Here is a 25,345-nt window from a genome sequence, read left to right as displayed (position 1 = left end):
CTGATATTTCTCATATTCCACCAAAACGCAAATCATTCTTTCTGGATTTCGCCCCCAATAGATTTGCTAAATCAATCTAAATACTCATTCACCATGAAAAAGATTCTGCTTCCAACCGATTTTTCTAAAGCTTCTGAAAAAGCAATACATTATGCTTTAGCTTTATTTAGTGATACAGCGTGTGAATTTACGCTTTTAAATACCTATGGTACTAATGTAGAGCCTGAGATTGCCATGTATGTGTTGGAAGAATTGCGTGTAAATGCACAAAACCTCATGAAAGATTTGTTGAAAGATTTGAAAAAATTTGATAACGAGCCTTTTCATACTTTCAAGTTAGAATCTATGCCGATTTCTACTGCTGCTGCGATAGAGTTTCTAAATCAAACTGAGAAATATGATTTAGTGGTCTTAGGAGCAAGTGGGGCGGGTAATAGTTTGCTTTTTGGTAGTGTAGCAACTGAAGTAGTACGAAATGTACCTATAAACACACTCGTAGTTCCAACCAATGCACCAATTAATCAATTAAAAAATATTGTTTTAGCTGCAGATTATGGTTCGATAAGCGATTATTCAATATTTGAAAATCTTAAGAGTTTAGCTGAAAGAAAAAGTTCACAACTTACTTTCTTAACTATCTTACAAGAAAATCAAACATCAGATACCCTTGATGGATTGGCTAAATATGAATTTCATAATTATTTCAGTACGCTTCAAACGAATGATTATTTTATCAAAAGTATTGATGTTGAACATGGTATAAAGGATTTCATTGATGTTCATCGAGTAGATTTGTTAGTAATGGTTTCTCGTCATCACTCGTTTTTAGATATTATTTTCAATCGCAGTGTTACACGGAAGTTTGCCTTTCACCCTTCTGTTCCACTACTTAGTATTTATGATGAATTACCCGCACAATTTATTAATGAAGCCGAGGTTGTGACTTTTTAAGTCAATTTTCTTGGTTTAAATATTGGGTAGTAAAATAACTCCTAATTTTAATTAAAAAAACTCATGACAGCATCGAAATTACATCAATTGGAGCACGCTCATTTTGAGCATAAGTTATGGAGAAATGAGCTTGAATTGGTTTCGCAAGAAGCAACGTTCTTCTTAAATATATTGGATGATTATAAAGTCAAAACCAATACACAATCGCAGGAGTCTCCAGTAGTAGCTGAGTTAGTAAAACAATTTCGGCATTTTCAAAGATTGACTAAGCGACTTCTCGAAGAATTATCTGTTATTGAAAAAGAAGTGGCAGAAGGAGTAATGAGTGACAATGTTTTAGATTCAGAACAAAGAAAAGATAGAGCCTACTTGAATGAAGAAATGAAGTATTTTGAGGCCGATTACCGAGAAATAAAGTATCGTTTTCGTTCATTTATTGCCAATCATGAGACAGCACAGCCAGTAAACTAATTATATGATTTTAATCATATTTCTTTCAGACCTCAGTCATGTTTTTGACTGGGGTCTACTTGTAATTTTACAGCATGATAATTAGAGAATTTAGAATAAAGAGGGCAGAATTTAAGAAGTAATTGTTTCTCAGTTCTCGTATCTCAAGTCTCATATCTCAGTTTTTTACTATCTACCATAAACCAAATCTTATGCGTTTTTTAACCAAACCTTTTTTTAGTAATGACTCTCATTCTGGGGGTGGGGGTGCATTAGAAGGGTTTTATTACGATAATAAAGTAGTAAAAGCCTTTATGATTGCTGCCGTTATCTTTGGGGTAGTTGGGATGTTGGTTGGTCTTACTGCTGCAACGCAGCTATTTTGGCCTGCTGCAAACTTCGGAATCCCATTTACATCCTTCGGTCGTATTCGCCCACTTCACACCAACGCCATCATCTTTGCCTTTGTAGGTAATGCAATGTTTGGGGGTATTTATTACTCACTGCCACGTTTACTAAAAACACCCATGTTCAACCGTACACTCAGTTGGGTACATTTTTGGGGTTGGCAATTAATTATTTTATCGGCAGCACTCTCATTGCCGTTGGGCTTTACGACTGGTAAAGAATATGCCGAATTAGAATGGCCAATTGATATTGCCATTGCATTAGTTTGGGTTGTATTCGGTATCAATATGATTGGTACTATTATCAAGCGTCGCGAACGCCACATGTATGTAGCCGTTTGGTTTTATATCGCTACATTCATCACAGTAGCCATGTTACACATTGTGAACTCATTCGAGCTTCCACTTTCACTCACAAAAAGTTATTCATTATACGCAGGTGTGCAAGATGCTCTTGTACAATGGTGGTACGGACACAATGCTGTTGCATTCTTCCTTACTACGCCATTCTTAGGTTTGATGTATTATTTCATGCCTAAAGCAGCTAATCGACCTGTTTATTCATATAAGTTATCAATTATACACTTCTGGTCGCTTATTTTCTTATATATCTGGGCTGGCCCTCACCACTTACTATATTCTTCTTTGCCTGATTGGGCTCAAAGTTTAGGTACTGTTTTTTCAGTTATGCTTATTGCTCCATCTTGGGGGGGTATGTTGAATGGTCTTTTAACACTTCGTGGTGCTTGGGATAGAGTACGTGAAGACCCAGTTTTGAAATTCTTCGTTGTAGCTGTAACTGCCTATGGTATGGCAACTTTTGAAGGACCAATGCTATCATTGAAAAACGTTAATGCCATCTCTCACTTTACTGACTGGACAATCGCTCACGTACACGTTGGTGGTTTAGGTTGGAATGGATTCATGATTTTTGGTATGCTTTATTGGTTAGTACCAAGAATGTGGAAAACAAAAATCTACTCACTTTCATTAGCAAATACGCACTTTTGGGTTGGAACACTTGGTATTCTATTCTGGACATTACCAATGTATTGGGCTGGTTTTACACAAAGTTTGATGTGGAAAGAATTCACGAAAGAAGGATTCTTAGCTTATCCAAACTTCCTTGAAACAGTAACACAATTGATTCCATTATACGCCATGCGTGCCTTTGGTGGATTGCTATACTTGGTAGGTACATTTATAATGATATATAACTTAATCAAGACAGCAGGTCAGGGTAGCTTTGTGGCTGAAGAGTATGACGAAGCACCAGCTTTAGTTAAAAATGTAAGAGTTGCAGGTGAAGGATGGCACTCAACCCTTGAACGTAAACCAGTGATTTTCATGATTTTATCTTTAATTGCTGTGGTAATTGGTGGGGTTGTAGAATTTGTTCCTACTTGGTTAGTTGAATCGAATATTCCGACTATTGCCTCAGTAAAACCTTATACTCCACTTGAACTTGAAGGTAGAGATATTTATATCCGTGAAGGTTGCTATACTTGTCACTCACAGATGGTTCGTCCGTTCCGTTCAGAAACTGAAAGATATGGAGAATATTCAAAGGCAGGTGAATTTGTTTATGACCACCCATTCCAATGGGGTTCTAAGCGTACTGGTCCAGATTTGCACCGTGTTGGTGGTAAATATCCAGATAGCTGGCACTATAACCACATGATGGATCCACAAACAATGTCACCAGGTTCTATCATGCCTACATATCCTTGGTTGTTATCAGATAAATACAACAAATCGCTGCTTCCGAATAAAATTTCGGTGATGCGTAAGTTAGGGGTTCCATATCCTGAAGGTTTTGAAGATGAGGCCATTGCAAATGCAGAAGAACAAGCAGATAAAATTGTGAAGTCTTTAGCAGATGCTAAAATTACAACAAAATCTGATAGAGAAATTGTGGCTTTGATTGCTTACCTACAACGTTTGGGTACAGATATAAAAAAAGAGCAAACAGCAACTAGATAATCGGCAACGGCCAATAGACGGCAGTCCACAGTTGAGAATTTGAAAAACTTGTTGATTGTGGATTGCAGCCCACTGGCCAATAAATAAATAAAATTATGTATAAGAATGTATTAAATAGCATCGAGGGGATTTCAATATATCCAATCTTTTCGCTAATCGTATTTGTCACATTCTTCACTGCACTTGGTATTTGGGTATTCAAAGCAGATAAGAAATATGTAAATCACATGGAAAATCTACCACTCGGAAACGAAGAGTAAGCATTTTCATTAAATCAGTAATTTGGAGTTTAATACTTATTAATTGCTGAATGTGAACTAATAAAATTATCAATCCTTAAAAATTGTAATAAATGAACTTAGCATTCAAAACAGGCGATGAATTAATTCTGTTCCTGATACTTGCCGTTCTTGTTATTTTCGCCATAGTTATTTTGTTTGTTGTTTTTGGAATATTCCGTACACTCAAGCAAATTGACGCCGAGCGAAGTGGCAAAGTTTTAGAAACGTTTAATTTTAATTCTTGGTGGAAGGGCTTAACTGGAGCCGTGCCACTAGAAAAAGAAGAGGTAATCTTACTCAACCATAATTATGATGGTATTAGAGAATTAGATAACCACTTACCACCTTGGTGGAAATATCTTTTCTACGCAACTATTGCATTCTCTATTTTCTATATGCTAGATTACCACGTTTGGGCGTCGAGCCCTCTTCAAGAAGAAGAATATACACGTGAAGTTGCAGTAGCACAAAAACAAATAGAAGAATATCAGGCAAAAAATGCCAATAGTATTGATGAAAATTCAGTAAAACTTTTAGCCTCAGATGCAAAAGTAGTAGCAAAAGGTAAAGAAATCTTCGTAGGTAAATGTGTGGCTTGCCACGGAGCTGCCGGTGAAGGTGGTGTAGGGCCTAATCTTACTGATGAGTACTGGATTCACGGAGGTACAATCAATGACATTTTCAAGACTATTAAAAACGGTATTCCTGAAAAAGGTATGATTGCTTGGAAAGCTACTTTGAAACCTAACGAAATTCAAGATGTAGCAAACTATATAGTATCTATTAAAGGCACAAACCCGCCAAACGCCAAAGCTCCACAAGGAGAAAAAGTAGCGGCTGATTCTACTGCCACTAAATAAAAATCACTCCCAACCCTTTACGGTTTTGTAGAGGGTTGGGGTATATTCGGCTTAACGCATTGCCGAACCACAATATAAAAAAATGGACACTTCAGCACCCAACATTTCAGACTTTTATGATGAAGAATATCGTGACACCATAGCCACGGTTGACAAAAGTGGAAAAAGAATTTGGTTACATCCAAAGAAACCAAAAGGGAGTTTTCACAATAAGAGAATCATCGCAACTATCATTTTTCTTGCCATTTTCTTCTCGGTTCCTTTTATCAAAATCAGTGGGCAACCATTGTTAATGATGAATATTTTTGAAAGAAAGTTTGTCATTTTTGGTCAACCTTTCTTCCCTCAAGATTTTGTGTTGTTTGGTTTAGGGATGATTACATTTTTTGTATTTGTCATCTTATTTACAGTAGTTTATGGTCGTTTTTGGTGCGGATGGGCTTGTCCACAAACAGTATTTTTGGAAATGATTTTCCGTAAAATTGAATACTGGATTGAAGGCGATGCTCGCCAACAACAAAAGCTAGATAGCGGCCCATGGACTGCCGAAAAGATTCGAAAAAAGACACTTAAGCATTTTATATATATACTTTTTTCGATAATTATTGCCCATTTTACAATGGCTTACATTATCGGAATTGAAGAAACACTTCATATAGTTACAGTTTCACCGGCCGAGCACTGGTCTGGTTTTGTTGGAATTGTAGTATTTACTGCTCTTTTTTACTTTGTATTTACACGTCTTCGTGAGCAAGTTTGTATCGCTATTTGTCCCTACGGCCGTTTGCAAGGAGTTTTAATGGGAAGAAGCACAATGGCAATTATGTATGATTTTATTAGAGGAGAGCCAAGAGGAAAACTCACTAAAAATCAAGATAAGAACCTCACGCAAGCTCCTAAACACGGTGATTGCATTGATTGTGCGTTGTGTGTACAAGTTTGTCCAACCGGTATTGACATTAGAAATGGTACTCAGCTTGAATGTGTAAATTGTACTGCTTGTATAGATGCTTGTGATGAAGTAATGATAAAAGTTAACAAACCTACTGGTTTGATTAAGTATGCTTCTCAAGAAAGTATCGAAAAACGTACGCCTTTCAAGATGTCTGTTCGTGCTTATGCCTATTCAGTTGTATTATTATTATTGATTGGGGTAGAAGCTGCCTTATTGCTCAATCGTTCGAAAGTCGAGACTACGATTATGCGTGTGCCAGGACAGTTGTATCAAGAACAACCTAATGGAATAATTAGTAATTTGTATAATGTTCAGTTTATCAATAAAACGACTAAGCCTATTGAGTTGACACTCAAAGTAGCAGATAACAAGGGAGTTATTAGGGTGCAAGGAGGAAAGCTAAAAGTGCCAATGGAAGGACGCACCGATGCGGTATTCTTTTTAGATATGCCGAAAGTTAAAGTCACAGAAATAAAAACACCTTTGAAAATTGAAGTTTACAGTGAGGGCGAATTGCTCGAAACTATTAAAACCAATTTCTTGGGACCAGCACAATAAATTAATCAATAATGAATTGAAAGTTGAGAATGAAGTTCAACAAGATTTAATGGTCTAAAGTACTAATTCTCAATTTTAATTCTACATTTTAAATTAAAAAAATATGAACTGGGGAAAAAGCATTGCCATCGTCTACTTAGGGTTTGTAGGTTTTATGGGTTTTTTGGTTTGGAATTGTCTCCAACAAGATGATATACATTTGGTAAGTAAAGATTATTATCAGAAAGAGTTAGATTATCAAGAAAATATAGATAAGATGAATAATACTAACCAACTTTCATCTGATTTAAAACTTAATTACCAAACTGATAAACAGCTAATTAGCTTAGATTTTCCTAAAGAATCGCTTGGGGCTAATGGTGAGGTTAATTTTTACCGCCCATCAGATGCTCGCAAAGATTTTGCTGTAAAGTTGAATATATTGCAGTCTGAGCAGCAAACTATTCCTGTAAATAAGCTTGAGCGTGGTCTTTGGGTTGTGAAAGTTTCTTGGAATAAAGAAGGAAAAGGCTACTACAAAGAGGAAAAAATAAAATTATAATTCGATATGAGCGAATGAGCAGATAATCAACTAGTTTATATTGCTCTTCATACCTTTAATCTGATTTCTATCGTCAAAAAAATGTTTTATTCGGCATTCATAATGGGGCTTGTTGGTAGTTTACACTGCGTAGGTATGTGTGGGCCAATCGCTATGATGTTGCCAGCTGATACTTCTGCACGATGGAAATTCATCTTTGGTAGATTTTTATACAACGGAGGTCGCTTAATGACATACGCAGTATTAGGTATTTTTGTTGGCTTTATCGGTGAAAGTACTACTTATTTTGTATCACAAAAGACACTTTCGATAGTTTTAGGTGCATTGATTTTAATAGGTGTTTTTATTCCTAAAAGTTGGCAACAAAAAATAAGTTTGAATCATTTTGTATTTCGATTTACAAATAAAATCAAATCGGGTTTATCAAAATTATTTAAGAGCCATTCATTCTTAACTCAGTTTTCGTTTGGTGTATTGAATGGATTACTACCTTGTGGATTGGTTTATGCTGCCTTAAGTGGGGCATTTCTAACCGAAACACTTACCGACGGGATGTTTTTTATGCTTTTATTCGGATTAGGTACGCTACCAATGATGTTGGGGATTAGTTTAGGAGCTACTTGGCTGAGAAAAACCTTTGCTTTGAAACTACCAAAACTTATTCCGATTACTTATTCTTTATTAGCATTATGGTTGATAGTAAGGGGCTTAGTTATATCGTTTCCACATATTATTAAGCAGAATATTGATTTATCCAATATTCCGTTTTGTCATTAGAATTTATTAGGTTTAGGTCGGAAAAAACAGGGGATATTCTCCTGTTTTTTTTATTTTCATTGTAAATTTATGCACGAAAAATGATTTTTAATGACAGACTTTTTAGAAAAACTTGAAGGTAAATGGCATATTCTATTCACGAATTTTCCGATGTGGTTAAAAGGAGATAAGATTAATCCTACTTTCAACTACGAAATTTCTACTAAAAATGGTAAAAGAGGGTTGCGAGATGAAGTAAAATACTTTCAAAAAGGTAAGATAAAGTCAATTAATGGATTTGATGAACCCCTTAATGAGAATGATCTATCATTCGAATGGCGTGGAAATGGTTTACTTTCAGTTTTAACTAGCCGTTGGAAAATATTATATTTTGATGAACAAACAAACTGGGCAATTATTGAATTCGAAAAAACACTTTTTACTCCCAAAGGCTATGACGTGATTTGTAGAGAAAAACAACCTAATGAGTTATTGTTGGAAGAAATTAATAAAAAGGTAAAAGAATTAAATTTAGTAAAGAAGTTGAAAAAACTTTAAAAATAATGGGCGATGATTTTTTAAATCATCGCCCATTATTTTTTATTTTCTATAGTCTAATGCTGGTTTTCTATTGCCAACCATTGCTTCATACTTGAATTCTTTAGGCCCACGAGCTTTTTCGAATTCAGTTTTTGCGTCTTTCAAAATTTGAGGATTTTCGAAAAGGTCAGTTGCCGTTAATGCTAAAGTTTTAGCAGCATTTATCATTCCTTTTCTACCAATACTCATGCCTCCTGCTGCTACAGCTTGCCAACTGTGTGCGGGTGTTCCTGGAACCCAAGTGGCAGTTGTAAGGCCTACAGTTGGTACTGTCCAGCTTACATCTCCAACATCAGTTGAACCGCCACCACCTTTTTCAGCAGTAAGTGGTTTTACCCCCGTTGCATCTTCAAACTTAACGCTTTCTGCACCTAAACTTTTACTAATTTTTTCTGCGAAGCTCTTCTCTTCGTTGGTGTAGGTTAAGCCACCTACTTTTGAAAGGTTTGCGTGCATAACTTTAGCCAGCGTTTCGTTTGCTAAAAGTTCATAAGTACCTCCAGTTAATTCCCATTCAACTCTTGTACCAGTTCCTAAGGCTGCACCTTGAGCAGCTTTTTCAATTCTTGACCATACATCCATAACATCTGTACGTCTTGGGCTACGAGCATAATAATATACTTCGGCAAAATCAGGAACCACATTTGGAGCTTTCCCACCATTCGTGATTACATAATGAATTCGGGTATCTGAAGGTACGTGTTCGCGAAGCATATTCACCATGTGGTCCATTGCTTCTACGCCATCTAATGCCGAACGCCCTTTTTCAGGAGATGCCGCAGCATGAGCTGACACGCCATAAAAGCGAAACTTTCCTGATTTATTCGCCAAAGAGGTGCCAAAACTTGCACTATTAGAAGCACCAGGATGCCAATGTAAAACAGCATCTACATCATTGAAAAGTCCTTCACGAACCATGTAAACTTTTCCAGAACCACCTTCTTCGGCAGGGGTGCCGTAAAAACGTAAAGTTCCTTTAATATTATTGGCTTTCATGTAGTCTTTGATTGCAATAGCTGCGGCAGCCGAAGCTGTACCAAATAAATGATGCCCACAAGCGTGTCCCGCAATACCACCGATGTTTTTTTGTTCAGCAGTTGAATCTTGAGATAGCCCCGGTAGAGCATCAAATTCGCCCAAAATTCCAATAATTGGTTTACCTTCACCGAATGAAGCTGTGAAAGCAGTAGGAATACCTGCAACTCCTTTTTCGATTTTGAAGCCTTCTTTGCTGAGGGTTTCCTGTAATAAATTTGAACTTTTTACCTCTTGATAACCTACTTCGGCATAGTTCCAAATTTGTTTGGCAATACCGCCATAGTAGCTTTCTTTTTTTCCAATGCTTGCGAGCATTTTTTCTTTAGGAGACTGAGCAAAAACACTCACACTAACTAATGAGCACAAAATAAAGAGTTGCTTCATGATGTTGAAGAAGATTGTTTGGTTAATGGTTAGATTTTTAATTTCATAGTTGACAATCGAAGATTCGCAGATAAAGAAAACTCACTGTTAACCTTTTTTTACGTAATATCAACTACTTGAAAATTTCTTTTTTTACCAAATCAGGTCTGGAACTTGAAATTAAATGACCTGATTCTGGAATAAATATAAATTTAGCATTTTTTCCGATAAGCATCTTCTTTGCAAAAGAAAAATTTGTAGTGTCAACAATCCAATCTTTTCCACCAGCCATAACAGTAACATCTGATTGAATTTTTTTCCAATCATTTTTAAGTATTTTCAACTCCTTTATATGAGCGTATTTTTCATCAGTAGCAGTATTCATTCGTTCTGGTAAAAACCACCGGACTAAAAATATTTTGCCAAACTTTGAAAACCACCAAAATTTTTCAGTGTCAGGGTCAATGGCAGGTGATAAAAGTATTATTTTTTCAATTTTATCTGGATATTTTGCCGCAAGTTTTGCCGCAACTGGAGCTCCATATGACCTACCTACGATAATGGCTTTTTTATTAGAATGATTACTTTTTAGGGCTAAAATAATTGCATTTGCTTGCTCTTCGAGAGTATATGTTTTTTTCTTCGGTCTTTTCTGCGACTTTCCATAGCCTGGTCGGTCAACAGAAATTAAATGAAAAGAATTTTGAAGTAAACTATCATCTAGCAAATTGAGGTAGCCGTCCCATGAACCAGGTGCACCATGAATAAATAGGACTGGTTGAGCCGTATCAGCACCAAAGGTTACAAAATGGAGTTTAATAGAGTCGTTTTCAATAACATGAAAAAGTGGTTTTGAGCGTTTTTCTGCATAATGCTCACGAAGTTCTTTATCAGTAAGTATCCATTTCTGAAAACAAGAAACCGATACAATGCTTGTGGCAATGAAAACAGATAATAATTTTAGCCGAGATTTCACTTCGATTTAATAATTTCTAAAATAAACAATGACTTTAGACATTTTAACACTTTTTTTGACCGAATCGTTTTACTTATATAAAATTAACATTATTTCAATCCAAATTTCTTGCCTGGCATAGTCTTGATTATTCCTTGAAATTCTAGATTTAGAAGGAGAGAAGCCAAACGGTTAATTGGAATTTGCGTTTGCCAACTTAACTCGTCGATATGCATTTCGCCTTTTGTTCTTAGGATTGCTATAACTTGCCCTTCTTCGTCGGTAAAAGTACTTAAATCGAGCAATGATTCTTTAATCGGTTGATTATCATTGTTTTCGGTTAAATCCCAATTGAGAGATTCAACTATATCATTAATGTTAGTATAAATATGGGCTTTATTTTGTTTAATGAGTTGATTACATCCTTCAGAAAACTTATTCGAAAGTGTGCCCGGAATAGCAAAAACTTCTCTGTGATAATTATTCGCAAATTCAGCAGTTACCATTGCACCTCCTTTACTAGCAGATTCAATCACAATTGATACATCGCTTAAACCTGCTATAATTCTATTTCGTGCCAAAAACATATTGCGGATTGGCTGTTTACCAAATGGATGTTCAGAAATTATACCACCATGATTGAGTATTTGTTCAATATATTTTTCGTGCTGATTTGGGTAAATAACATCAATTCCGCTTGCCATTACCGCTATCGTAGGAAGATTATATTCAATAGCAGCCTTATGGGCAGTAATGTCAATTCCATAGGCTAAGCCACTAATTATAAGAGGATTATATGGTTTGGATTGCTCAACTAAATCTTCTGTGGTTTTTCTTCCATAGTCGGTTGCTTGTCTTGTTCCGACAATTCCTAAGGAACGAAAATGATTCAAATCAGCATTACCTCGGTAGTATAATACTGCAGGTGCATCGTAGAGCGGTTTTAATCGAAAAGGATAGTTTTTATCGGTTGAAAAGAATATTACAACTTGTTGATTTTCAGATTTTTGAAGAATTTGTTCTGCTTCTTTTAAGATTTCTTTTCTTTTAAGTCCCTCAATGATGGTTTTTCCAACACCCGGAATTTTCAATAATTTATCAGTTTTAGCTTTAAAAACATTTTCCGCAGAACCACAGTAGCTAATTAGTTGTCGAAAGAATACACTTCCTACTCCCTCTACGTTTGATAGAGCAATCTGATAAATTTTTTCCATACTCAGCAAAAGTACTTTTCTATTATAAAGTTATTGTGAATTTAATTGGTTGTACAATCATCACTTCTTCATCACAAATTCACCCCAAATAGGGAAGTGGTCGGAATAGGGTGTTTCTGAAAAAGTTTTGAATCGTTTTATTTCAAACTTCTTACTATCATAAAAAATATTATCAATTCTAATAAAACCTGGCTTATAATGGTAAGTGAATCCAAATCCTCGTCCAGCATCTTCAAAACCATTATTTAGGTAATTTCTTATTTTTCCGTAGGCAAAACCATAAGGAAGTTCGTTAAAATCACCACAAACAAATACTGGATATGGACTTTCTTTTATCCAATTTTCTAATTCCTTGACTTGAATGGCTCTATCTTCAAATCCATATTTTAGTTGATGATAAATTGTTTTAGCCTCTTTTTTTACCAAATCTTTGTTTTCTTTAGCATCTATTACTTTCTGTACTCTAACACCCATTGAGTGAAGTTGCACATTAATTACTCTAATTGTATCTTTTTTGATAACTATATCGGCCGAAAGTAGGCCATTATGGTTAACTGACCAATATTTCTCTTGCTTTCCAATAATCGGATATTTCGAGAAAATGACTAATCCAATTGTTCCCTGTCCGTGGTCATTACCAGGGGTAGAGTGAACGTAAGTATAATATTTATGTGTTCCTCTAAATTTTTTTAAAGTTTTAAAGTTTGGAATGCCATCCCAATTATAAAATTCCTGTAAACATTTGATGTCAGCATCAATAGATACTGCTTTTTTCATGAGATTGATTGAATTGAGGGTATCATGTTGCTCAATGTAAGTAAAAGCATCACACCACATCATATTATAACTCATGAATGATATACCCGCTCTTGTATCACGACTTTCAATATTGTGCCAAGTCACACTTCGGAGTATAAATGGGAAGCCAATAAGTAAAAGGCAAAGAGATAGAAGCGAACGATAGGATTTGCGAATAGCCCAGATGACCATAAAAATGATATTACCAACCAGTACAAAAGGCATAGATAACATCATAAAGCCAGCTAACCAATGTTTTATACTTACTGAATAGCTGAGTTGATACACTAACAAAGTATATGTGGCTAGTAGGATATTTAGAAAAAATAAAAAATGCTTTACTATCTTTTTAATCAACTGCATAGGAAAGGCCTTGGTCTACTTTAATTTTAAAATTACTACCTTATCTCGACTTTTTGAAATATTTCTTAAAATATCTACTAAAATGGAGTAAATTCCTAGATATTTAGGTTTAATTCAATGATTTCATGGTATACTTTATAAAAATAAGATTAGCAAAATCAACTAAATAATCATCGTAGTAATGCAAATAAAAAATAAAAAAGTCTTGGAATGGATAAAAAGATATTTACCCGCAGAACTAATTTCAATTATTATAACCTTAGTTACTTCAATTTGGATACTTACCCAAACCAAAAGTAATATGACAATGGCAATTGTTGGCACTTGGGCTGGTAATTTCGGGTATTTTGGAACCATTCTCTTGAATGATATAATTATCACAAAACGTGACCTAAATTCAAAAAATAAGAAATATACAATTCAAACTTTTTTAAAAAACTTACGAGCATTATTCGTTGAGTTTGGTATTGCAGAAGTTTTTGATAGCTTGATAATCAGACCAGTATTGATGTATTATATTCCAATTTGGCTTAATAATGTGTCTTTAGGTGTAATCATTGCTAAGTTTACAGCCGATATTACATTCTACATTCCTGCTATTATCTCGTATGAGATGTCTAAGAAGAAATTTCGTGATTTTGAATAATTTCTCCCAATAATCATATCAATATCTACTTATTATTGACTAAAATTTGTAAAAGCCTATTTAATTATATATATTTGCAACAGAAATGTGAAAAAGGAGGTGCGAAGCCCTCCTTTTTTTCGTGTTAAATGATTTAGATTTTGAGGATACGGCCTATTGAGGCGAAAACAAACATGAATAGCAATACCGAAGTAAAACAAAAGATAGAGCAATTACTAGAGCCACTCCTAGAAAACGATAAGTTTTTTATTGTGGATATTAAGGTATCTCTTTCTAAAGTACATAGCAAGGTGACGATTTTGCTTGATTCTGATGAAGGTATAAAAATTGATGAATGTACGGCAATTAGTCGCCAGTTAGGTACTGATATTGACGAAATGATGCCTGAAAAATACACTTTAGAGGTATCTTCTCCGGGGGTAGATTTTCCTTTGAAGTCGGAGAGAATGTATCGAAAAAATATCGGTCGTAATTTAAAGGTAGTTTTCAAAGATGGTAAAGAGGTGAAAGGTAGTTTAGAAGCAGTTGATTTGGCACAAATTACTCTAATTGAAGACAAAAAACGGAAAAAGAATGAAGAAATAATTCCAATTCAAATACCGTTTGATAACATTAAAGAATCACAAGTAATTATTTCGTTTAAATAAAATAAAAAATATTTAGAACAAAATTAAGATGTTTGATTAGGTTTAATAAAATCAATCTAAGTTCAATATTCTTAATTCTTAATTAGATACTCAACTATGCACAGTGGAGAATTAATAGCATCCTTCTCAGAGTTTGCTCGTGAAAAGAATATCGACCGTCCTACGATGATTAAGGTTTTGGAAGATGTTTTCAGAACAATGATTCGTAAGAAATTTGGTTCTGACCATAATTTCGATGTTATCATTAACGCAGATAGTGGTGATTTGGAAATGTGGCGTACAAGAGAAATTGTAGATGATAACTCAGAAGATATTTGGGATTCTGATAAAATTATGCTTTCTGAAGCCCAAAAAATCCAACCTGACTTCGAAATTGGTGAAGAAGTAGCCGATGAAGTGAAGCTTGAAGATTTTGGCCGTCGCGTCGTACAAACAGCTCGCCAAACTTTGATTCAAAAAATCAAGGATTTAGAAAAAGAGATGCTTTATGTGAAGTATAAAGATTTAGTAGGAGAATTGATTATTGTTGAGGTGTACCAAATCTTGGGTAAAGAAGTAGTATGTTTGGATAGTGAGGGTAATGAGTTATTTTTACCAAAAGGCGAACAAATTCCAAAAGACCGACCAAGAAAGGGTACAAGTATAAAGGCGGTTGTTCATAAAGTAGAAATGAATAACGGTACACCACGTATCACTTTGTCTCGTACTTCTCCTGTATTCCTTGAACGTTTATTTGAGCAAGAAATTCCTGAGATTTTAGATGGTTTAATTTCTGTGCGTAAGATTGTTCGTGAACCAGGTGAAAGAGCAAAAGTTGCTGTTGAATCGTATGATGACCGCATTGACCCAGTAGGAGCTTGCGTTGGTATGAAAGGTTCAAGAATTCACACAATTGTGAGAGAACTAGAAAACGAAAATATTGACGTTATTCAGTGGACAGATAATCTTAATTTGTTGATTTCTAGAGCATTAAGCCCTGCAAAAATCAGCAATATTCAGGTTGATAATGAACGTAAGCGTGTGGCCGTTTACCTAAAACCAGACCAAGTATCATTGGCTATTGGTAAAGGAGGTATGAATATTAAGTTGGCAGGTAAACTCGTTTCGATGGAACTTGATGTATTCCGTGATATCGAAGGAGAAGAAGATGAAGAAGACGTTGACTTGTCAGAATTCTCTGACGAAATCGAAGATTGGGTACTCGACGAATTCCGTAAGATTGGTCTTGATACTGCTAAGTCGGTATTGGCTATTTCTAAAGAAGATATTTCTCGTCGTACTGAATTAGAAGACGAAACAATCGATGAGGTATTATCGATTTTGAGAAAAGAATTTGAATAAATCAAATAAAATCTACGATTTAATACGAAATAATTAACTATAATGTATATATTCTTGATAATCAAGAATTTAGAAGTTACATTTGTAGTATTGAATTTTAGGTCACTAAATTTAAGTTTATTACAAGTTTTTTAGGCTTAGAAAACATATAAGTAATCCTTGCACGAGGATAATAAAAACAGATTTTTAAATCATTTTATGACAGAACAAAAAGAAATGCGACTCAGCCTTGCGGCAAAGAAACTCAACGTTGGTATTGTAACTATCGTTGAAAAACTTGCTGTGAAAGGCCATCGTATTGAGAATAATCCAAATGCCAAACTCAACTTTGAACAATTAAATATTCTCTCAAAAGAATTTAGTAATAGCTCATTGCTTGAAGATGGTGGTTCTTTTAAACCAGCTGAAGTTGCTAAACCAGCAACTCCGGGTGGTAGTGCTGATATTTTGTATTTTCGCCAACAAAAAGAAGATGAAAAAAATGCAGCAAATGAGCCAACTAAACCTGCTGAGCCCGAAGTGATTCGTGCTGAAAGCAAAACCCCAGGCTTAACAATTTTAGGTAAAATTGACCTAGACCGAAAACCATCTACTCCGACTCCGCCACCAGCACCCGTAGTTGAGCCAGAGAAACCAGTAGCGGTAGTTGAGCCAGTAAAACCAGTAGTTGTTGAAAAACCTGTTGAAGTGAAACCAGAAGTTAAGGTTGAACCAATAGAACCTCCAAAACCAGTGGAGGTTGAGACTCCAAAAGTAGCTGAAGCAAAGCCTGAGCCAGTAAATATACCTGAACCAGCAGTGATTGTTCCGAAAGTTGAGCCGGTTGCCAAAGTTGAACCTCCAAAACCTGAGGTTAAGCCACAGCCACCAGTGCAACAACAGCAACAAAATCGTAATGACAATCACAACCAAAATCGTCAACAGGGTGGTGGTAATCAAAATCAACGACAAGAGCAAAGACCTGCTTTCAAGCAAGAGCAGCGTCCAGCTGTTAAAATTGAACAGCCAAAACCACAGCCAAAACCAATTGTTGTAGAGGAGGAAGTTATTGAACCAGAGCTGATTTTAGCAAAAGGAGAGAAATTGCAGGGCTTAAAAGTCCTAGGCAGAATTGAACTTCCTGTTGAGAAGAAAAGCACAGGTCAAAGTGCTGATGATAAAGACAAACGCAAGCGTAAGCGTAAGCGTGTAAAGCGTGGTGAAAAGGTTACGGGTGCAGAAGTACAGCAAAATACATCAAAGCCAAAAACTTCTGCTGAAAAAGGGCCTAACAATCAACCTAATACTACTACCAATAATACAAGCAATACAAGTAGTAATAATAAAAATACTGCTAACAACAATAACAATAATAACAACAAAAAGAAAAAAGAACGCAAAGAAGAAATCTCTGAGGGACAAGTAAAAGAGCAAATCAAACAAACGATGGCTCGTATGCAAACCAAAGGGCCTGACTTCGGAGCTAAGTATAGAAAAGATAAGCGTAGGTCTCGTGCTGAACAAGAAGAACAAAGAAACCTTCAAGAACAGGAAGAGAGCAGCATCTTGAAAGTAACAGAGTATATTTCTGCTGCCGAACTAGCATCGTTAATGGATGTTTCTGTGACAGAAGTTATCTCTGCTGCAATGAAAATGGGTATGTTCGTATCAATTAATCAGCGTCTTGATGCAGAAGCTATTCAAATGCTTGCTCTTGATTTCGATTATGATGTTCAATTCATTTCTGCAGAAGAAGAGGTAAAAGTTGATACGATTGAGAAAGAAGATGATGAAGCAGATTTATTACCAAGAGCTCCAATTGTAACTATCATGGGTCACGTTGACCACGGTAAAACTTCCCTTCTTGACTACATTCGTCGTACGAAAGTTGCTTCTGGTGAAGCTGGTGGTATCACACAGCACATTGGTGCTTACGATGTAGAAATTAAAGAAGGTCCAAATAAAGGCAAGAAAATTGCATTCCTTGATACGCCTGGTCACGAAGCGTTTACCGCCATGCGTGCCAGAGGTGCTAAAATTACTGACGTTGTAATTGTTGTAGTAGCTGCCGATGATAGCGTGATGCCTCAAACGCGTGAGGCTATCAACCACGCGAAAAATGCAGGTGTGCCGATTGTTTTTGCCATCAATAAAATTGATAAACCGGGTGCAACTCCAGAAAAAATTCGTGAAGATTTAGCCAAAGAAAATATTTTAGTTGAAAGCTGGGGTGGTAAGTACCAAGAACAAGAAGTTTCAGCTAAAAAAGGTATCGGTATAAGTGAGCTTTTAGATAAAGTTTTGCTTGAAGCTGAATTATTAGAACTTAAAGCTAATCCGAATCGTAGTGCTGTTGGGACAGTAGTTGAAGCATCTCTTGATAAAGGACGTGGTTATGTTACTACAGTAATGGTTCAGAATGGTACTCTGAAAGTTGGAGATGTTATGTTGGCTGGACAATATTTTAGTCGTGTTAAGGCAATGGTTGATGCTTTTGGTGTACGTATCAAAGAAGCAGGCCCTTCAACTCCAGTTCAGGTTTTAGGTTTACCGGGTGCACCACAAGCTGGAGACCGATTCAATGTGATGGATTCAGAACGTGAAGCACGTGATATTGCTAACAAACGTGAGCAGATTAATCGTGAGCAAAGTCTTCGTGCGAAGAAACATATTACACTTGAAGAAATTGGACGTCGTAAAGCGATTGGTAATTTCCACCAGTTAAATGTACTCGTTAAAGGTGACGTGGATGGTTCCGTTGAAGCGATTTCTGACTCTTTGTTGAAATTATCTACTGAAGAAGTTCAAGTAAATATCATTCATAAAGGCGTAGGTCAAATCTCTGAGTCTGATGTATTGTTGGCCTCAACAGCCGATGCAATCGTAATCGGATTCCAAGTACGTCCTTCAAATAATGCACGTAAAATTGCAGAGCAAGAGCAAATCGAAATCAGAATGTATTCAGTTATTTATGATGCAATCAATGAGATTCGTGATGCTATGGAAGGTTTACTTGCACCATCAGTAGAGGAATCTATCGTTGGTACAATTGAAGTAAGAGAAGTATTCAAAATTAGTAAAGTTGGAACTATCGCAGGTTGTTATGTAACTGATGGTTCTGTGAAACGTAATAACAGAATTCGTTTGGTACGTGAAGGTATCGTAGTTCACGAAGGAGAAATTCAGCACCTTAAACGTTATAAGGATGATGTATCAGAAGTGAAGTATGGTTTTGAATGTGGATTAAGTCTGAAAGGCTTTAATGATATTCAAATGGGAGATATTATTGAAAGCTTCGAAATTAAAGAAGTAAAACGTAAGTTATAATTTCCTGAATTGCTTAAATATTTTAAGTGATTTACACCAAAAAAAGGTTTTCTGGATTTATTTCAGAAAACCTTTTTATATGAAAAATCTAATGTTTTTATAGTAAAGTACTTGGGTCGAGTAAGTTATTTTTGATTGAAAACACCACTAATCCTGCGGTATTTCGCATGCCTGTTTTCTCGAGAAGATTGTTTCGGTGGCCATCAACAGTACGTACACTAATAAATAATTTATCGGCAATTTCCTGTGTAGTATGTTGTTTACAAATTAAATCAAGCACATCTAATTCTCTTTGTGTGAGTGTAGATGGAATATCATCTTGAATAAGAAAACGTCTTTTTTTTCCAGAAATCCGATTTTGCATGGCTCTAAGAAAAGTCTCGTTAAAGTAAAAATCCTTCTCAACAACAGCTCTAAGGGCTTTTTCTACTTCAATCGGTTCTACATTTTTAAATAAATAGCCATTCACACCGAGTTCCATCAAATGTGTAACAAAACGCTCTTCACTATGTATTGAAAGAATAATTATCTTGATACTGCTGTATTTTTGTTGCAGAATCTTGGTTGTTTCAACACCATTTAATTCAGGCATTGACAAATCAAGTAAAATAACATCTGGTCTAATAACAGCTTCTTCAATAGTATTGAGTAAATCCTTTCCGTTTTCAGCTTCGATGATTACTTGTATGTTTTTGAAGGCGTTAATGATAGAAACCATGCCTTTTCTAAAGAGTACTTGGTCGTCGGCAATGGCAACATTAATCATATTCATGAATAATTTGAAATATGTGGTTAGGGTTGTTGAACTTCAACCTTTGGCAATAAAGGAAATTGAATATTTAGTTTTAAACCTTCATTTATTTTGGTCTCAAACTTAACAAATCCATTTATCATTTTGGTACGAGTTTCAATATTTTTTAACCCTAAACTTCTTTTTTTATAAGCTATATCAAAATCAAAGCCTTTTCCATTGTCTTCATATTGAATTTGCATTGTATTACCAATAGAAATTAAACTTAATTTAACTAAGGTAGCCTCTGAGTGTTTCAAGGCATTATTAAGTAATTCCTGAATGAGGCGGTAAATAATTAGATTTGTTCTATTATCAGCTTCAAAATCAACTTTAAACTTCAGAAGAATGCTGATGTCTGATATTTCCATTGTTTTTTCACAAAGATCTTCAATGCCGTATTTTAAACCAAATTCTTCGAGTCCTTGTGGTAGTAAATCATTCGAAATTCTTCGCACGTTATCAATTGTATCATTAATTAATAGTTTGCTCTTATCATAATTTGTTTCAAATATTTCTGTTTCAGATAAGTTATGGTGCATTTGACCCACCAATAATTTAAGTGTAGATAAAGCTGCTCCGACTTCATCATGCAGCTCACGTGCCAGACGTTTACGTTCATTCTCTATGGCCTCTAAAGTACCATAATATAATTCCTGTTGGTGTTTTGCTTCAGCTTCTTTAAAAATTAAATCTTGTTTAATTATTCGCCTTTGGTAGAGTATAATAAAAGTAACCACTCCAGCGGCCAATAAAAACATGGCAATCGTGCCGCCAAATAATAATAAATATAAGTCTAACGGCGATGACTGAGCCATAAGCCAATTCCAATAAAAAGATGTAAGATTAACATTAAAAAGGCATGCATACCCCAGGCAAGGGATAATAAATGGTTATCTCCTTTAATGTAATTACTCAAAAAGTAGATAAAAAGATTACCTGCAAAGTAAAATAAAAAACCTGAGTTAATCCAAAAAATAGGTTGATTTGTTGGGTTTCGAGTATCTAACTCCATCAGCATTTTGTAGAAGCATAAAAGCGATAAACCTATCACGATAATGCCTTCTAAACCACTTGCATTGGTGTTGAAGTTATAAATGCCTTGAATGAAAAAAGCATTTATAATGGCAAAAATTACGAATCCTACAATTAAGTAGGTCATGAGGTTTTTATTAAAGAAATCACCAAAATACTTTTGATAAAAGAGACCAATCAGTAAAAATTCTAAAGTTGTGTAGAGATGTAGGCCAGGAAGTGTGTTTGGCACTTTCAAGAATAGTAATGAACGAGATAAAATCTCGAAGAAAATTCCCATGAGAATAAAATACCAAATATAGATAAGCTCATTTTTTAGGAATTTGTAACGAATCAACGCAATTGTAACGGAGAAAAGCAGTACATAATGTACATTATCTAAAAGCCATAGTAAAAATGAATTAATCATTTGAAAATATTTTTAATGAAGTCTTTGCCGAAGACAATTTTGTATGCTTGTATAATTTGTTCAAAGTTTTAAAATTGGGCAGCTGTAATCGTAAATTGTTATTGTGAATTTTAGATAATGATTTCTACAAAAATAAAAGCCAATTAGATAAGGTACAATGGGTAAAAATACCTGTTTTCGGTAGGATATAAACAAAAAAACGAAGCTCTTAAGCTTCGTTTTTTTGTTTTAAGAATGTATTTTAATGGCCTTTTCCTCCGCCTTTCACAACTTCTTTGTCGAAGTCAATGCCTTGTTTACGAAGAACTCCTTGCACAACTATTCCAAAAATAAATAAATAGATAAAACAGCCAGCAGCCAAAAGATAAGATTCTTGGATACCGAATGAATCAGCAACTTTTCCTTGAACTACCGGAATAATCGAGCCACCCAAAATCATCATAATTAAGAATGCCGCTCCTTGATTGGTAAATTTACCAAGTCCAGCCGTACCAAGCGAGAAAATACTTGGCCACAAAACTGAGCAGAACAAACCACCAGAAATTAAAGCAAATAAAGCAACTTTACCGCTTGTCATTACCCCAATTACCGACATAATTGCTCCTAATGCTGTGAAGATTAACAATAATCTTACTGGTTTTTCCTGACTTGCAAAATAGGCCAGAATCATTACTGCAACACAAACTGCATAAGGGAATAGGTCACTTACATCACCACTGTATAAAGAATTTACTATTAAAACAATGGCAAAGGCTACGAATGGTATCGCTACTGTAAGGATTTTTTTCACAGAAGCAGAAGGATTAAAGTTCCCAATGGCTGCAGTCCAACGGCCAATCATCATACTTCCCCAAAATAATGATACGTATTTTGAAATTTGAGATGAATCCAAATTTTGAGTTTCTTTTAAATATTCGCCTAGATTAGAGCCAATTGTTACCTCAACACCCACATAAACGAAAATTGCAGTCATTCCCAAAATCGCTTGTGGATAACTTAGAACAGAACCAGCATTCTGAATCTCACCTGCTTTGTTAACGATTGAATACCCCATGTAGCCAACCATTAATACACACATTAAGATAAAAGTAAATACGATAGCGATTTCGATTGAAAATGCAACCGCAACACCTACGCAGAGAACTAAAAATGCCATTGGCAAACCAATAACTATATTACTTACTTGTACATCTTCATCGTTTTTGATACGTGGTAATTTTGAAACCCAAAAGAAAAGTGCCATTAAAGCAAATAAGGCTCCAAGAATTAAATAAGGTACTTTCACATCTTCGATAGAAGCATTTGCCGCAGCATCTTTCGAAATAGAACCAAAAATTGCATAAGAAACTAAAGCTGGGCCGATTGTTCCGCCAAGATTGTTCACAGCACCACCAAGATTGATACGTTGTGCACCAGTCTCTGGGGGGCCAAGGGCAATCATAAACGGCTGAGTAGCAGTTTGTTGGAGAGAAAAACCAAGGCCAACAATAAATAAACCCGAAAGTAATAGATTATAAGAAGCATTCTGTGCGGCAGGATAGAAAAGTAATGTTCCAATGGCTGATATCAAAAGACCTATAACAATACCATTCTTATATCCTATTTTATTGAGGATATCACCACCCATGATGCGGGAGAATATCAAATAAAGCACTGAGCCGATAAAATAAGCTGCATAAAAAGCAAAATCGACTAATTGGGCTTGCGTTTGTGTGAGTTGGAATTTTTCTTTAAAAAGAGGAATTAAAATACCGTTTGAGGCAGCTACGAAACTCCAAAAGAACCAAACGGTCATGAGTGTGTAAAGATGCGAGCGATTATTTTGCATAAGTAGTTAAGGTTAAATTAGATATTGCAAATAAGTAAATATATAGACTATTTCCAAAAGTTTTCGTTATACTAAGTTCGATGAATAAACATTATCAGAAAAAAAGGTTTGGTGTAAACTCACCAAACCTCTTCGTTCATGTGGTGTATTTTAAAGGCTTATAAACCCCATTTTTCTGGATTTCTACGCCACTTTTTCAATGATTCAATCGAATCGGCTGATATGTAGTTTTGAGCCATAGCTTGGTCGATAAGTGCATTATAATTGCTTAAAGTAACTAATTTTACTCCTTTATCAGCAAAGTTTTTGTCAGCTAACTTAAATCCGTACGTAAAAATAGCTACCATTCCAATTACTTCGATACCAGCCTCACGCAGGGCATCTACGGCTTTAAGAGAGCTGCCACCAGTTGAAATTAAATCTTCAACCACTACTACCTTTTGACCTTTTTCAATTCTACCTTCTATCTGGTTACCCATGCCGTGCTCCTTTGGTTTCGGACGTACATAGGCAAATGGCAAATTTAAGGCATCAGCTACCAGTGCTCCTTGTGGAATACCCGCCGTGGCTACACCTGCAATTACTTCTGCTTCAGGGAAGTATTTTTTGATGGCCTTTGCTAAAGATTTTTTAATAAAAGTACGACCTTCTGGATAAGATAATGTCACGCGATTGTCGCAATAAATAGGGGAGTTCCAACCTGAGCTCCATTTGAATGGCTGAGCAGGACTTAATTTTACGGCTTTCGTTTCTAATAATAAAGAAGCGATTTTTTTAGATACTGTCATGGTTATTTAGTTCTTTGCCCCAACGAACTATGCTTAAAGTTTAAGTAAAAGGGCAAGGTTTTGTATAAAAAACTCCCCTCAAAATAAGGGGAGTGGGTTAATCGTCTTTTTTGGTGATTAAGATTTTATCAATACGGTTTTTATCCATATCAATAATTTCGAATTCATATTCTTCCCAGCTAAACTTATCGCCTGTATCCGGAATTTCCTGCAAAATATGAAGAGCGAATCCACCTAAGGTATCGAAACCTGTATAATCCTTACGATTATTGATAACAACTTCGAATTTGTTTAAGAAATCGTCGAAAGGTAATGTTCCATCAACTAAGAAACTACCATCTTCACGTTCAAAAATTTCATATTCAAATTCATCATTTACCGAAATATCTCCTACTAAAGCATCAAGGATATCATTTAAGGTAATAATACCCAAAACACTGCCATATTCATCAACGATAATACCCATGTGAATTCGTTCTTCACGGAATTTTTCGAGTGCTTGATAGGCTTGGTTATTTTCAGGAATAAATAATGGTTCTTTAACTAATTCCTCTAATCGTTTAAGCTCAATGCTAAGGTCTTTGCCCAATAAGTCTTTGATATATAACAGACCAATAATATTGTCGATACCATCTTTACAAACTGGATATACAGAGTGCTTTTTAGTGATAATCTTTTCAACATTATCTTCTAAATCATCTTCTAAATCAAGATAAGTTAATTCACTTCTGTTTGTCATTAAAGAAGTGATTTTTCTATCACCTAAATGAAATACATTTTGTACAATTTCTTGTTCAATTTCATCAATCGCACCTCCAGTGGTTCCTTCTTGAATCATTGATTTAATCTCTTCCTCAGTAACTGAATTGTCAGTTGCTTCAATGCCTAAAATCTTAATAATTAGGTCGCTGCATTTAGTTAGTAACCAGATAAATGGAGCGGTTAATTTTGAGAGTAAGTTCATCGGAGCCACCATTACTTTAGCAATGGCCTCTGGGTTTGACATTCCGATGCGTTTTGGTACTAATTCACCTAATACCAACTGTACAAATCCAATCATCAACACCACTAAACCAACAGCAATGTTATCGGCATACTTAGCTTCTAAGCCAAAACCCGTTAAGGAGTCTTGAACACCAATGGTTAAAGTATCGCCTGAAAAAATACCGGTTAAGATACTGATAAGTGTGATTCCGATTTGAACAGTTGAAAGAAATCGATTTGGAGAGGTAGCAAGTTCAAGTGCAGCGGCGGCACGACGGTCTCCGTTTTTACTGGCTATTTCGAGTTTGGTTTTTCTTGAAGATACGAGAGCAATCTCCGACATGGAGAAAATCCCATTAAGAATTACTAAAAAAAGGATTATAAAAATTTCCATTTAAAGTTTAAACCCTCAATAATTGGGGTTCAGATGATTATTAAGGTGCAAAATAAAATATTTTCATCAAAATTTATGCAAAAACAATATTATAATTTTTTTTA

General features: G+C 35.3%; 23 protein-coding genes. 13 read left to right on the top strand and 10 right to left on the bottom strand.

Annotated elements, in window-relative coordinates; all coding sequences use genetic code 11:
- Positions 1–93 precede the first annotated feature (93 nt).
- From EMTOL_RS00175 to EMTOL_RS00135, 9 genes are all read left to right on the top strand, one after another.
- The gene (locus EMTOL_RS00175; RefSeq protein ID WP_015027228.1) at positions 94–951 is read left to right on the top strand and encodes a universal stress protein; all 858 of its coding nucleotides are present in this window, start codon (positions 94–96) and stop codon (positions 949–951) included.
- Positions 952–1,014: 63 nt separating this feature from the next.
- Positions 1,015–1,422, top strand: a complete 408-nt coding sequence (locus tag EMTOL_RS00170; protein ID WP_015027227.1) for a hypothetical protein — start codon at positions 1,015–1,017, stop codon at positions 1,420–1,422.
- 191 nt (positions 1,423–1,613) lie between these two features.
- A complete protein-coding gene (gene ccoN, locus EMTOL_RS00165; RefSeq protein WP_015027226.1) occupies positions 1,614–3,791 on the top strand; it encodes a cytochrome-c oxidase, cbb3-type subunit I in 2,178 nt (725 codons plus the stop codon).
- A 95-nt stretch (positions 3,792–3,886) separates the two neighbouring features.
- A complete protein-coding gene (locus EMTOL_RS00160; protein ID WP_015027225.1) occupies positions 3,887–4,051 on the top strand; it encodes a hypothetical protein in 165 nt (54 codons plus the stop codon).
- A gap of 92 nt (positions 4,052–4,143) precedes the next feature.
- Positions 4,144–4,932 carry a cbb3-type cytochrome c oxidase N-terminal domain-containing protein gene (locus EMTOL_RS00155; RefSeq protein ID WP_015027224.1) on the top strand — a complete coding sequence of 263 codons (789 nt, stop codon included), beginning with the start codon at positions 4,144–4,146 and terminating at the stop codon, positions 4,930–4,932.
- Positions 4,933–5,014: 82 nt separating this feature from the next.
- Complete coding sequence (gene ccoG, locus EMTOL_RS00150; protein WP_015027223.1) at positions 5,015–6,445, top strand: cytochrome c oxidase accessory protein CcoG; 1,431 nt, start codon at positions 5,015–5,017, stop codon at positions 6,443–6,445.
- A 103-nt stretch (positions 6,446–6,548) separates the two neighbouring features.
- The gene (locus EMTOL_RS00145) at positions 6,549–6,986 is read left to right on the top strand and encodes a FixH family protein (RefSeq protein WP_015027222.1); all 438 of its coding nucleotides are present in this window, start codon (positions 6,549–6,551) and stop codon (positions 6,984–6,986) included.
- A gap of 81 nt (positions 6,987–7,067) precedes the next feature.
- A complete protein-coding gene (locus EMTOL_RS00140) occupies positions 7,068–7,763 on the top strand; it encodes a sulfite exporter TauE/SafE family protein (RefSeq protein ID WP_015027221.1) in 696 nt (231 codons plus the stop codon).
- A 90-nt stretch (positions 7,764–7,853) separates the two neighbouring features.
- Positions 7,854–8,300 carry a hypothetical protein gene (locus EMTOL_RS00135; protein WP_015027220.1) on the top strand — a complete coding sequence of 149 codons (447 nt, stop codon included), beginning with the start codon at positions 7,854–7,856 and terminating at the stop codon, positions 8,298–8,300.
- A 42-nt stretch (positions 8,301–8,342) separates the two neighbouring features.
- Here EMTOL_RS00135 and EMTOL_RS00130 read toward each other — a convergent pair whose 3' ends face one another.
- From EMTOL_RS00130 to EMTOL_RS00115, 4 genes are all read right to left on the bottom strand, one after another.
- A complete protein-coding gene (locus EMTOL_RS00130) occupies positions 8,343–9,764 on the bottom strand; it encodes an amidohydrolase (protein WP_015027219.1) in 1,422 nt (473 codons plus the stop codon).
- A 112-nt stretch (positions 9,765–9,876) separates the two neighbouring features.
- On the bottom strand, positions 9,877–10,719 hold the full coding sequence (locus tag EMTOL_RS00125) for an alpha/beta fold hydrolase (RefSeq protein WP_015027218.1): 843 nt from the start codon (positions 10,717–10,719) through the stop codon (positions 9,877–9,879).
- 89 nt (positions 10,720–10,808) lie between these two features.
- The gene (gene dprA / locus EMTOL_RS00120; protein ID WP_015027217.1) at positions 10,809–11,912 is read right to left on the bottom strand and encodes a DNA-processing protein DprA; all 1,104 of its coding nucleotides are present in this window, start codon (positions 11,910–11,912) and stop codon (positions 10,809–10,811) included.
- A gap of 60 nt (positions 11,913–11,972) precedes the next feature.
- Entirely contained in the window at positions 11,973–13,073 is a 1,101-nt protein-coding gene (locus EMTOL_RS00115; protein ID WP_015027216.1) for an endonuclease/exonuclease/phosphatase family protein, read from the bottom strand.
- A 181-nt stretch (positions 13,074–13,254) separates the two neighbouring features.
- Here EMTOL_RS00115 and EMTOL_RS00110 point away from each other — a divergent pair, with 181 nt between their 5' ends.
- The 4 genes from EMTOL_RS00110 (at position 13,255) to infB (ending at position 19,013) form a co-directional block, all read left to right on the top strand.
- Positions 13,255–13,719 carry a hypothetical protein gene (locus EMTOL_RS00110; RefSeq protein ID WP_015027215.1) on the top strand — a complete coding sequence of 155 codons (465 nt, stop codon included), beginning with the start codon at positions 13,255–13,257 and terminating at the stop codon, positions 13,717–13,719.
- 173 nt (positions 13,720–13,892) lie between these two features.
- On the top strand, positions 13,893–14,366 hold the full coding sequence (gene rimP / locus EMTOL_RS00105) for a ribosome maturation factor RimP (RefSeq protein ID WP_015027214.1): 474 nt from the start codon (positions 13,893–13,895) through the stop codon (positions 14,364–14,366).
- 96 nt (positions 14,367–14,462) lie between these two features.
- Positions 14,463–15,707: a transcription termination factor NusA gene (gene nusA, locus EMTOL_RS00100; protein WP_015027213.1), complete on the top strand. Its 1,245-nt coding sequence runs from the start codon at positions 14,463–14,465 to the stop codon at positions 15,705–15,707.
- A 198-nt stretch (positions 15,708–15,905) separates the two neighbouring features.
- Positions 15,906–19,013 carry a translation initiation factor IF-2 gene (gene infB, locus EMTOL_RS00095; protein ID WP_041693338.1) on the top strand — a complete coding sequence of 1,036 codons (3,108 nt, stop codon included), beginning with the start codon at positions 15,906–15,908 and terminating at the stop codon, positions 19,011–19,013.
- Between the two features lie 97 nt (positions 19,014–19,110).
- Here infB and EMTOL_RS00090 read toward each other — a convergent pair whose 3' ends face one another.
- The 6 genes from EMTOL_RS00090 to EMTOL_RS00065 all read right to left on the bottom strand — a co-directional run bounded on the left by EMTOL_RS00090 (position 19,111) and on the right by EMTOL_RS00065 (position 25,241).
- Complete coding sequence (locus EMTOL_RS00090) at positions 19,111–19,785, bottom strand: response regulator transcription factor (RefSeq protein ID WP_015027211.1); 675 nt, start codon at positions 19,783–19,785, stop codon at positions 19,111–19,113.
- 20 nt (positions 19,786–19,805) lie between these two features.
- On the bottom strand, positions 19,806–20,564 hold the full coding sequence (locus EMTOL_RS00085; RefSeq protein ID WP_305953147.1) for a sensor histidine kinase: 759 nt from the start codon (positions 20,562–20,564) through the stop codon (positions 19,806–19,808).
- A 35-nt stretch (positions 20,565–20,599) separates the two neighbouring features.
- Positions 20,600–21,247: a hypothetical protein gene (locus tag EMTOL_RS00080; RefSeq protein ID WP_015027209.1), complete on the bottom strand. Its 648-nt coding sequence runs from the start codon at positions 21,245–21,247 to the stop codon at positions 20,600–20,602.
- 241 nt (positions 21,248–21,488) lie between these two features.
- The gene (locus EMTOL_RS00075; RefSeq protein WP_015027208.1) at positions 21,489–23,075 is read right to left on the bottom strand and encodes an MFS transporter; all 1,587 of its coding nucleotides are present in this window, start codon (positions 23,073–23,075) and stop codon (positions 21,489–21,491) included.
- A 158-nt stretch (positions 23,076–23,233) separates the two neighbouring features.
- Complete coding sequence (pyrE, locus tag EMTOL_RS00070) at positions 23,234–23,863, bottom strand: orotate phosphoribosyltransferase (RefSeq protein WP_015027207.1); 630 nt, start codon at positions 23,861–23,863, stop codon at positions 23,234–23,236.
- A gap of 97 nt (positions 23,864–23,960) precedes the next feature.
- The gene (locus tag EMTOL_RS00065; protein ID WP_041693336.1) at positions 23,961–25,241 is read right to left on the bottom strand and encodes a hemolysin family protein; all 1,281 of its coding nucleotides are present in this window, start codon (positions 25,239–25,241) and stop codon (positions 23,961–23,963) included.
- Between the last annotated feature and the right edge of the window lie 104 nt (positions 25,242–25,345).

This window comes from Emticicia oligotrophica DSM 17448, from assembly GCF_000263195.1.
GTDB classification, from domain to species: Bacteria; Bacteroidota; Bacteroidia; order Cytophagales; family Spirosomataceae; genus Emticicia; species Emticicia oligotrophica.
The sequence above is the reverse complement of the archived record's forward strand: the minus strand, read 5'-3'. Positions and strand labels throughout refer to the sequence as shown.

Coding starts and splice junctions, on each gene's coding strand:
- EMTOL_RS00065 (WP_041693336.1), bottom strand. CDS start 25,241: ATGGAAATTTTTATAATCCTTTTTTTAGTAATTCTTAATGGGATTTTC.
- ccoG (WP_015027223.1), top strand. CDS start 5,015: ATGGACACTTCAGCACCCAACATTTCAGACTTTTATGATGAAGAATAT.
- EMTOL_RS00115 (WP_015027216.1), bottom strand. CDS start 13,073: ATGCAGTTGATTAAAAAGATAGTAAAGCATTTTTTATTTTTTCTAAAT.
- EMTOL_RS00145 (WP_015027222.1), top strand. CDS start 6,549: ATGAACTGGGGAAAAAGCATTGCCATCGTCTACTTAGGGTTTGTAGGT.
- nusA (WP_015027213.1), top strand. CDS start 14,463: ATGCACAGTGGAGAATTAATAGCATCCTTCTCAGAGTTTGCTCGTGAA.
- EMTOL_RS00155 (WP_015027224.1), top strand. CDS start 4,144: ATGAACTTAGCATTCAAAACAGGCGATGAATTAATTCTGTTCCTGATA.
- EMTOL_RS00110 (WP_015027215.1), top strand. CDS start 13,255: ATGCAAATAAAAAATAAAAAAGTCTTGGAATGGATAAAAAGATATTTA.
- EMTOL_RS00135 (WP_015027220.1), top strand. CDS start 7,854: ATGACAGACTTTTTAGAAAAACTTGAAGGTAAATGGCATATTCTATTC.
- rimP (WP_015027214.1), top strand. CDS start 13,893: ATGAATAGCAATACCGAAGTAAAACAAAAGATAGAGCAATTACTAGAG.
- EMTOL_RS00130 (WP_015027219.1), bottom strand. CDS start 9,764: ATGAAGCAACTCTTTATTTTGTGCTCATTAGTTAGTGTGAGTGTTTTT.
- dprA (WP_015027217.1), bottom strand. CDS start 11,912: ATGGAAAAAATTTATCAGATTGCTCTATCAAACGTAGAGGGAGTAGGA.
- EMTOL_RS00160 (WP_015027225.1), top strand. CDS start 3,887: ATGTATAAGAATGTATTAAATAGCATCGAGGGGATTTCAATATATCCA.
- EMTOL_RS00090 (WP_015027211.1), bottom strand. CDS start 19,785: ATGAATATGATTAATGTTGCCATTGCCGACGACCAAGTACTCTTTAGA.
- EMTOL_RS00080 (WP_015027209.1), bottom strand. CDS start 21,247: ATGATTAATTCATTTTTACTATGGCTTTTAGATAATGTACATTATGTA.
- EMTOL_RS00075 (WP_015027208.1), bottom strand. CDS start 23,075: ATGCAAAATAATCGCTCGCATCTTTACACACTCATGACCGTTTGGTTC.
- EMTOL_RS00175 (WP_015027228.1), top strand. CDS start 94: ATGAAAAAGATTCTGCTTCCAACCGATTTTTCTAAAGCTTCTGAAAAA.
- infB (WP_041693338.1), top strand. CDS start 15,906: ATGACAGAACAAAAAGAAATGCGACTCAGCCTTGCGGCAAAGAAACTC.
- EMTOL_RS00140 (WP_015027221.1), top strand. CDS start 7,068: ATGTTTTATTCGGCATTCATAATGGGGCTTGTTGGTAGTTTACACTGC.
- ccoN (WP_015027226.1), top strand. CDS start 1,614: ATGCGTTTTTTAACCAAACCTTTTTTTAGTAATGACTCTCATTCTGGG.
- EMTOL_RS00170 (WP_015027227.1), top strand. CDS start 1,015: ATGACAGCATCGAAATTACATCAATTGGAGCACGCTCATTTTGAGCAT.
- EMTOL_RS00085 (WP_305953147.1), bottom strand. CDS start 20,564: ATGTTTTTATTGGCCGCTGGAGTGGTTACTTTTATTATACTCTACCAA.
- pyrE (WP_015027207.1), bottom strand. CDS start 23,863: ATGACAGTATCTAAAAAAATCGCTTCTTTATTATTAGAAACGAAAGCC.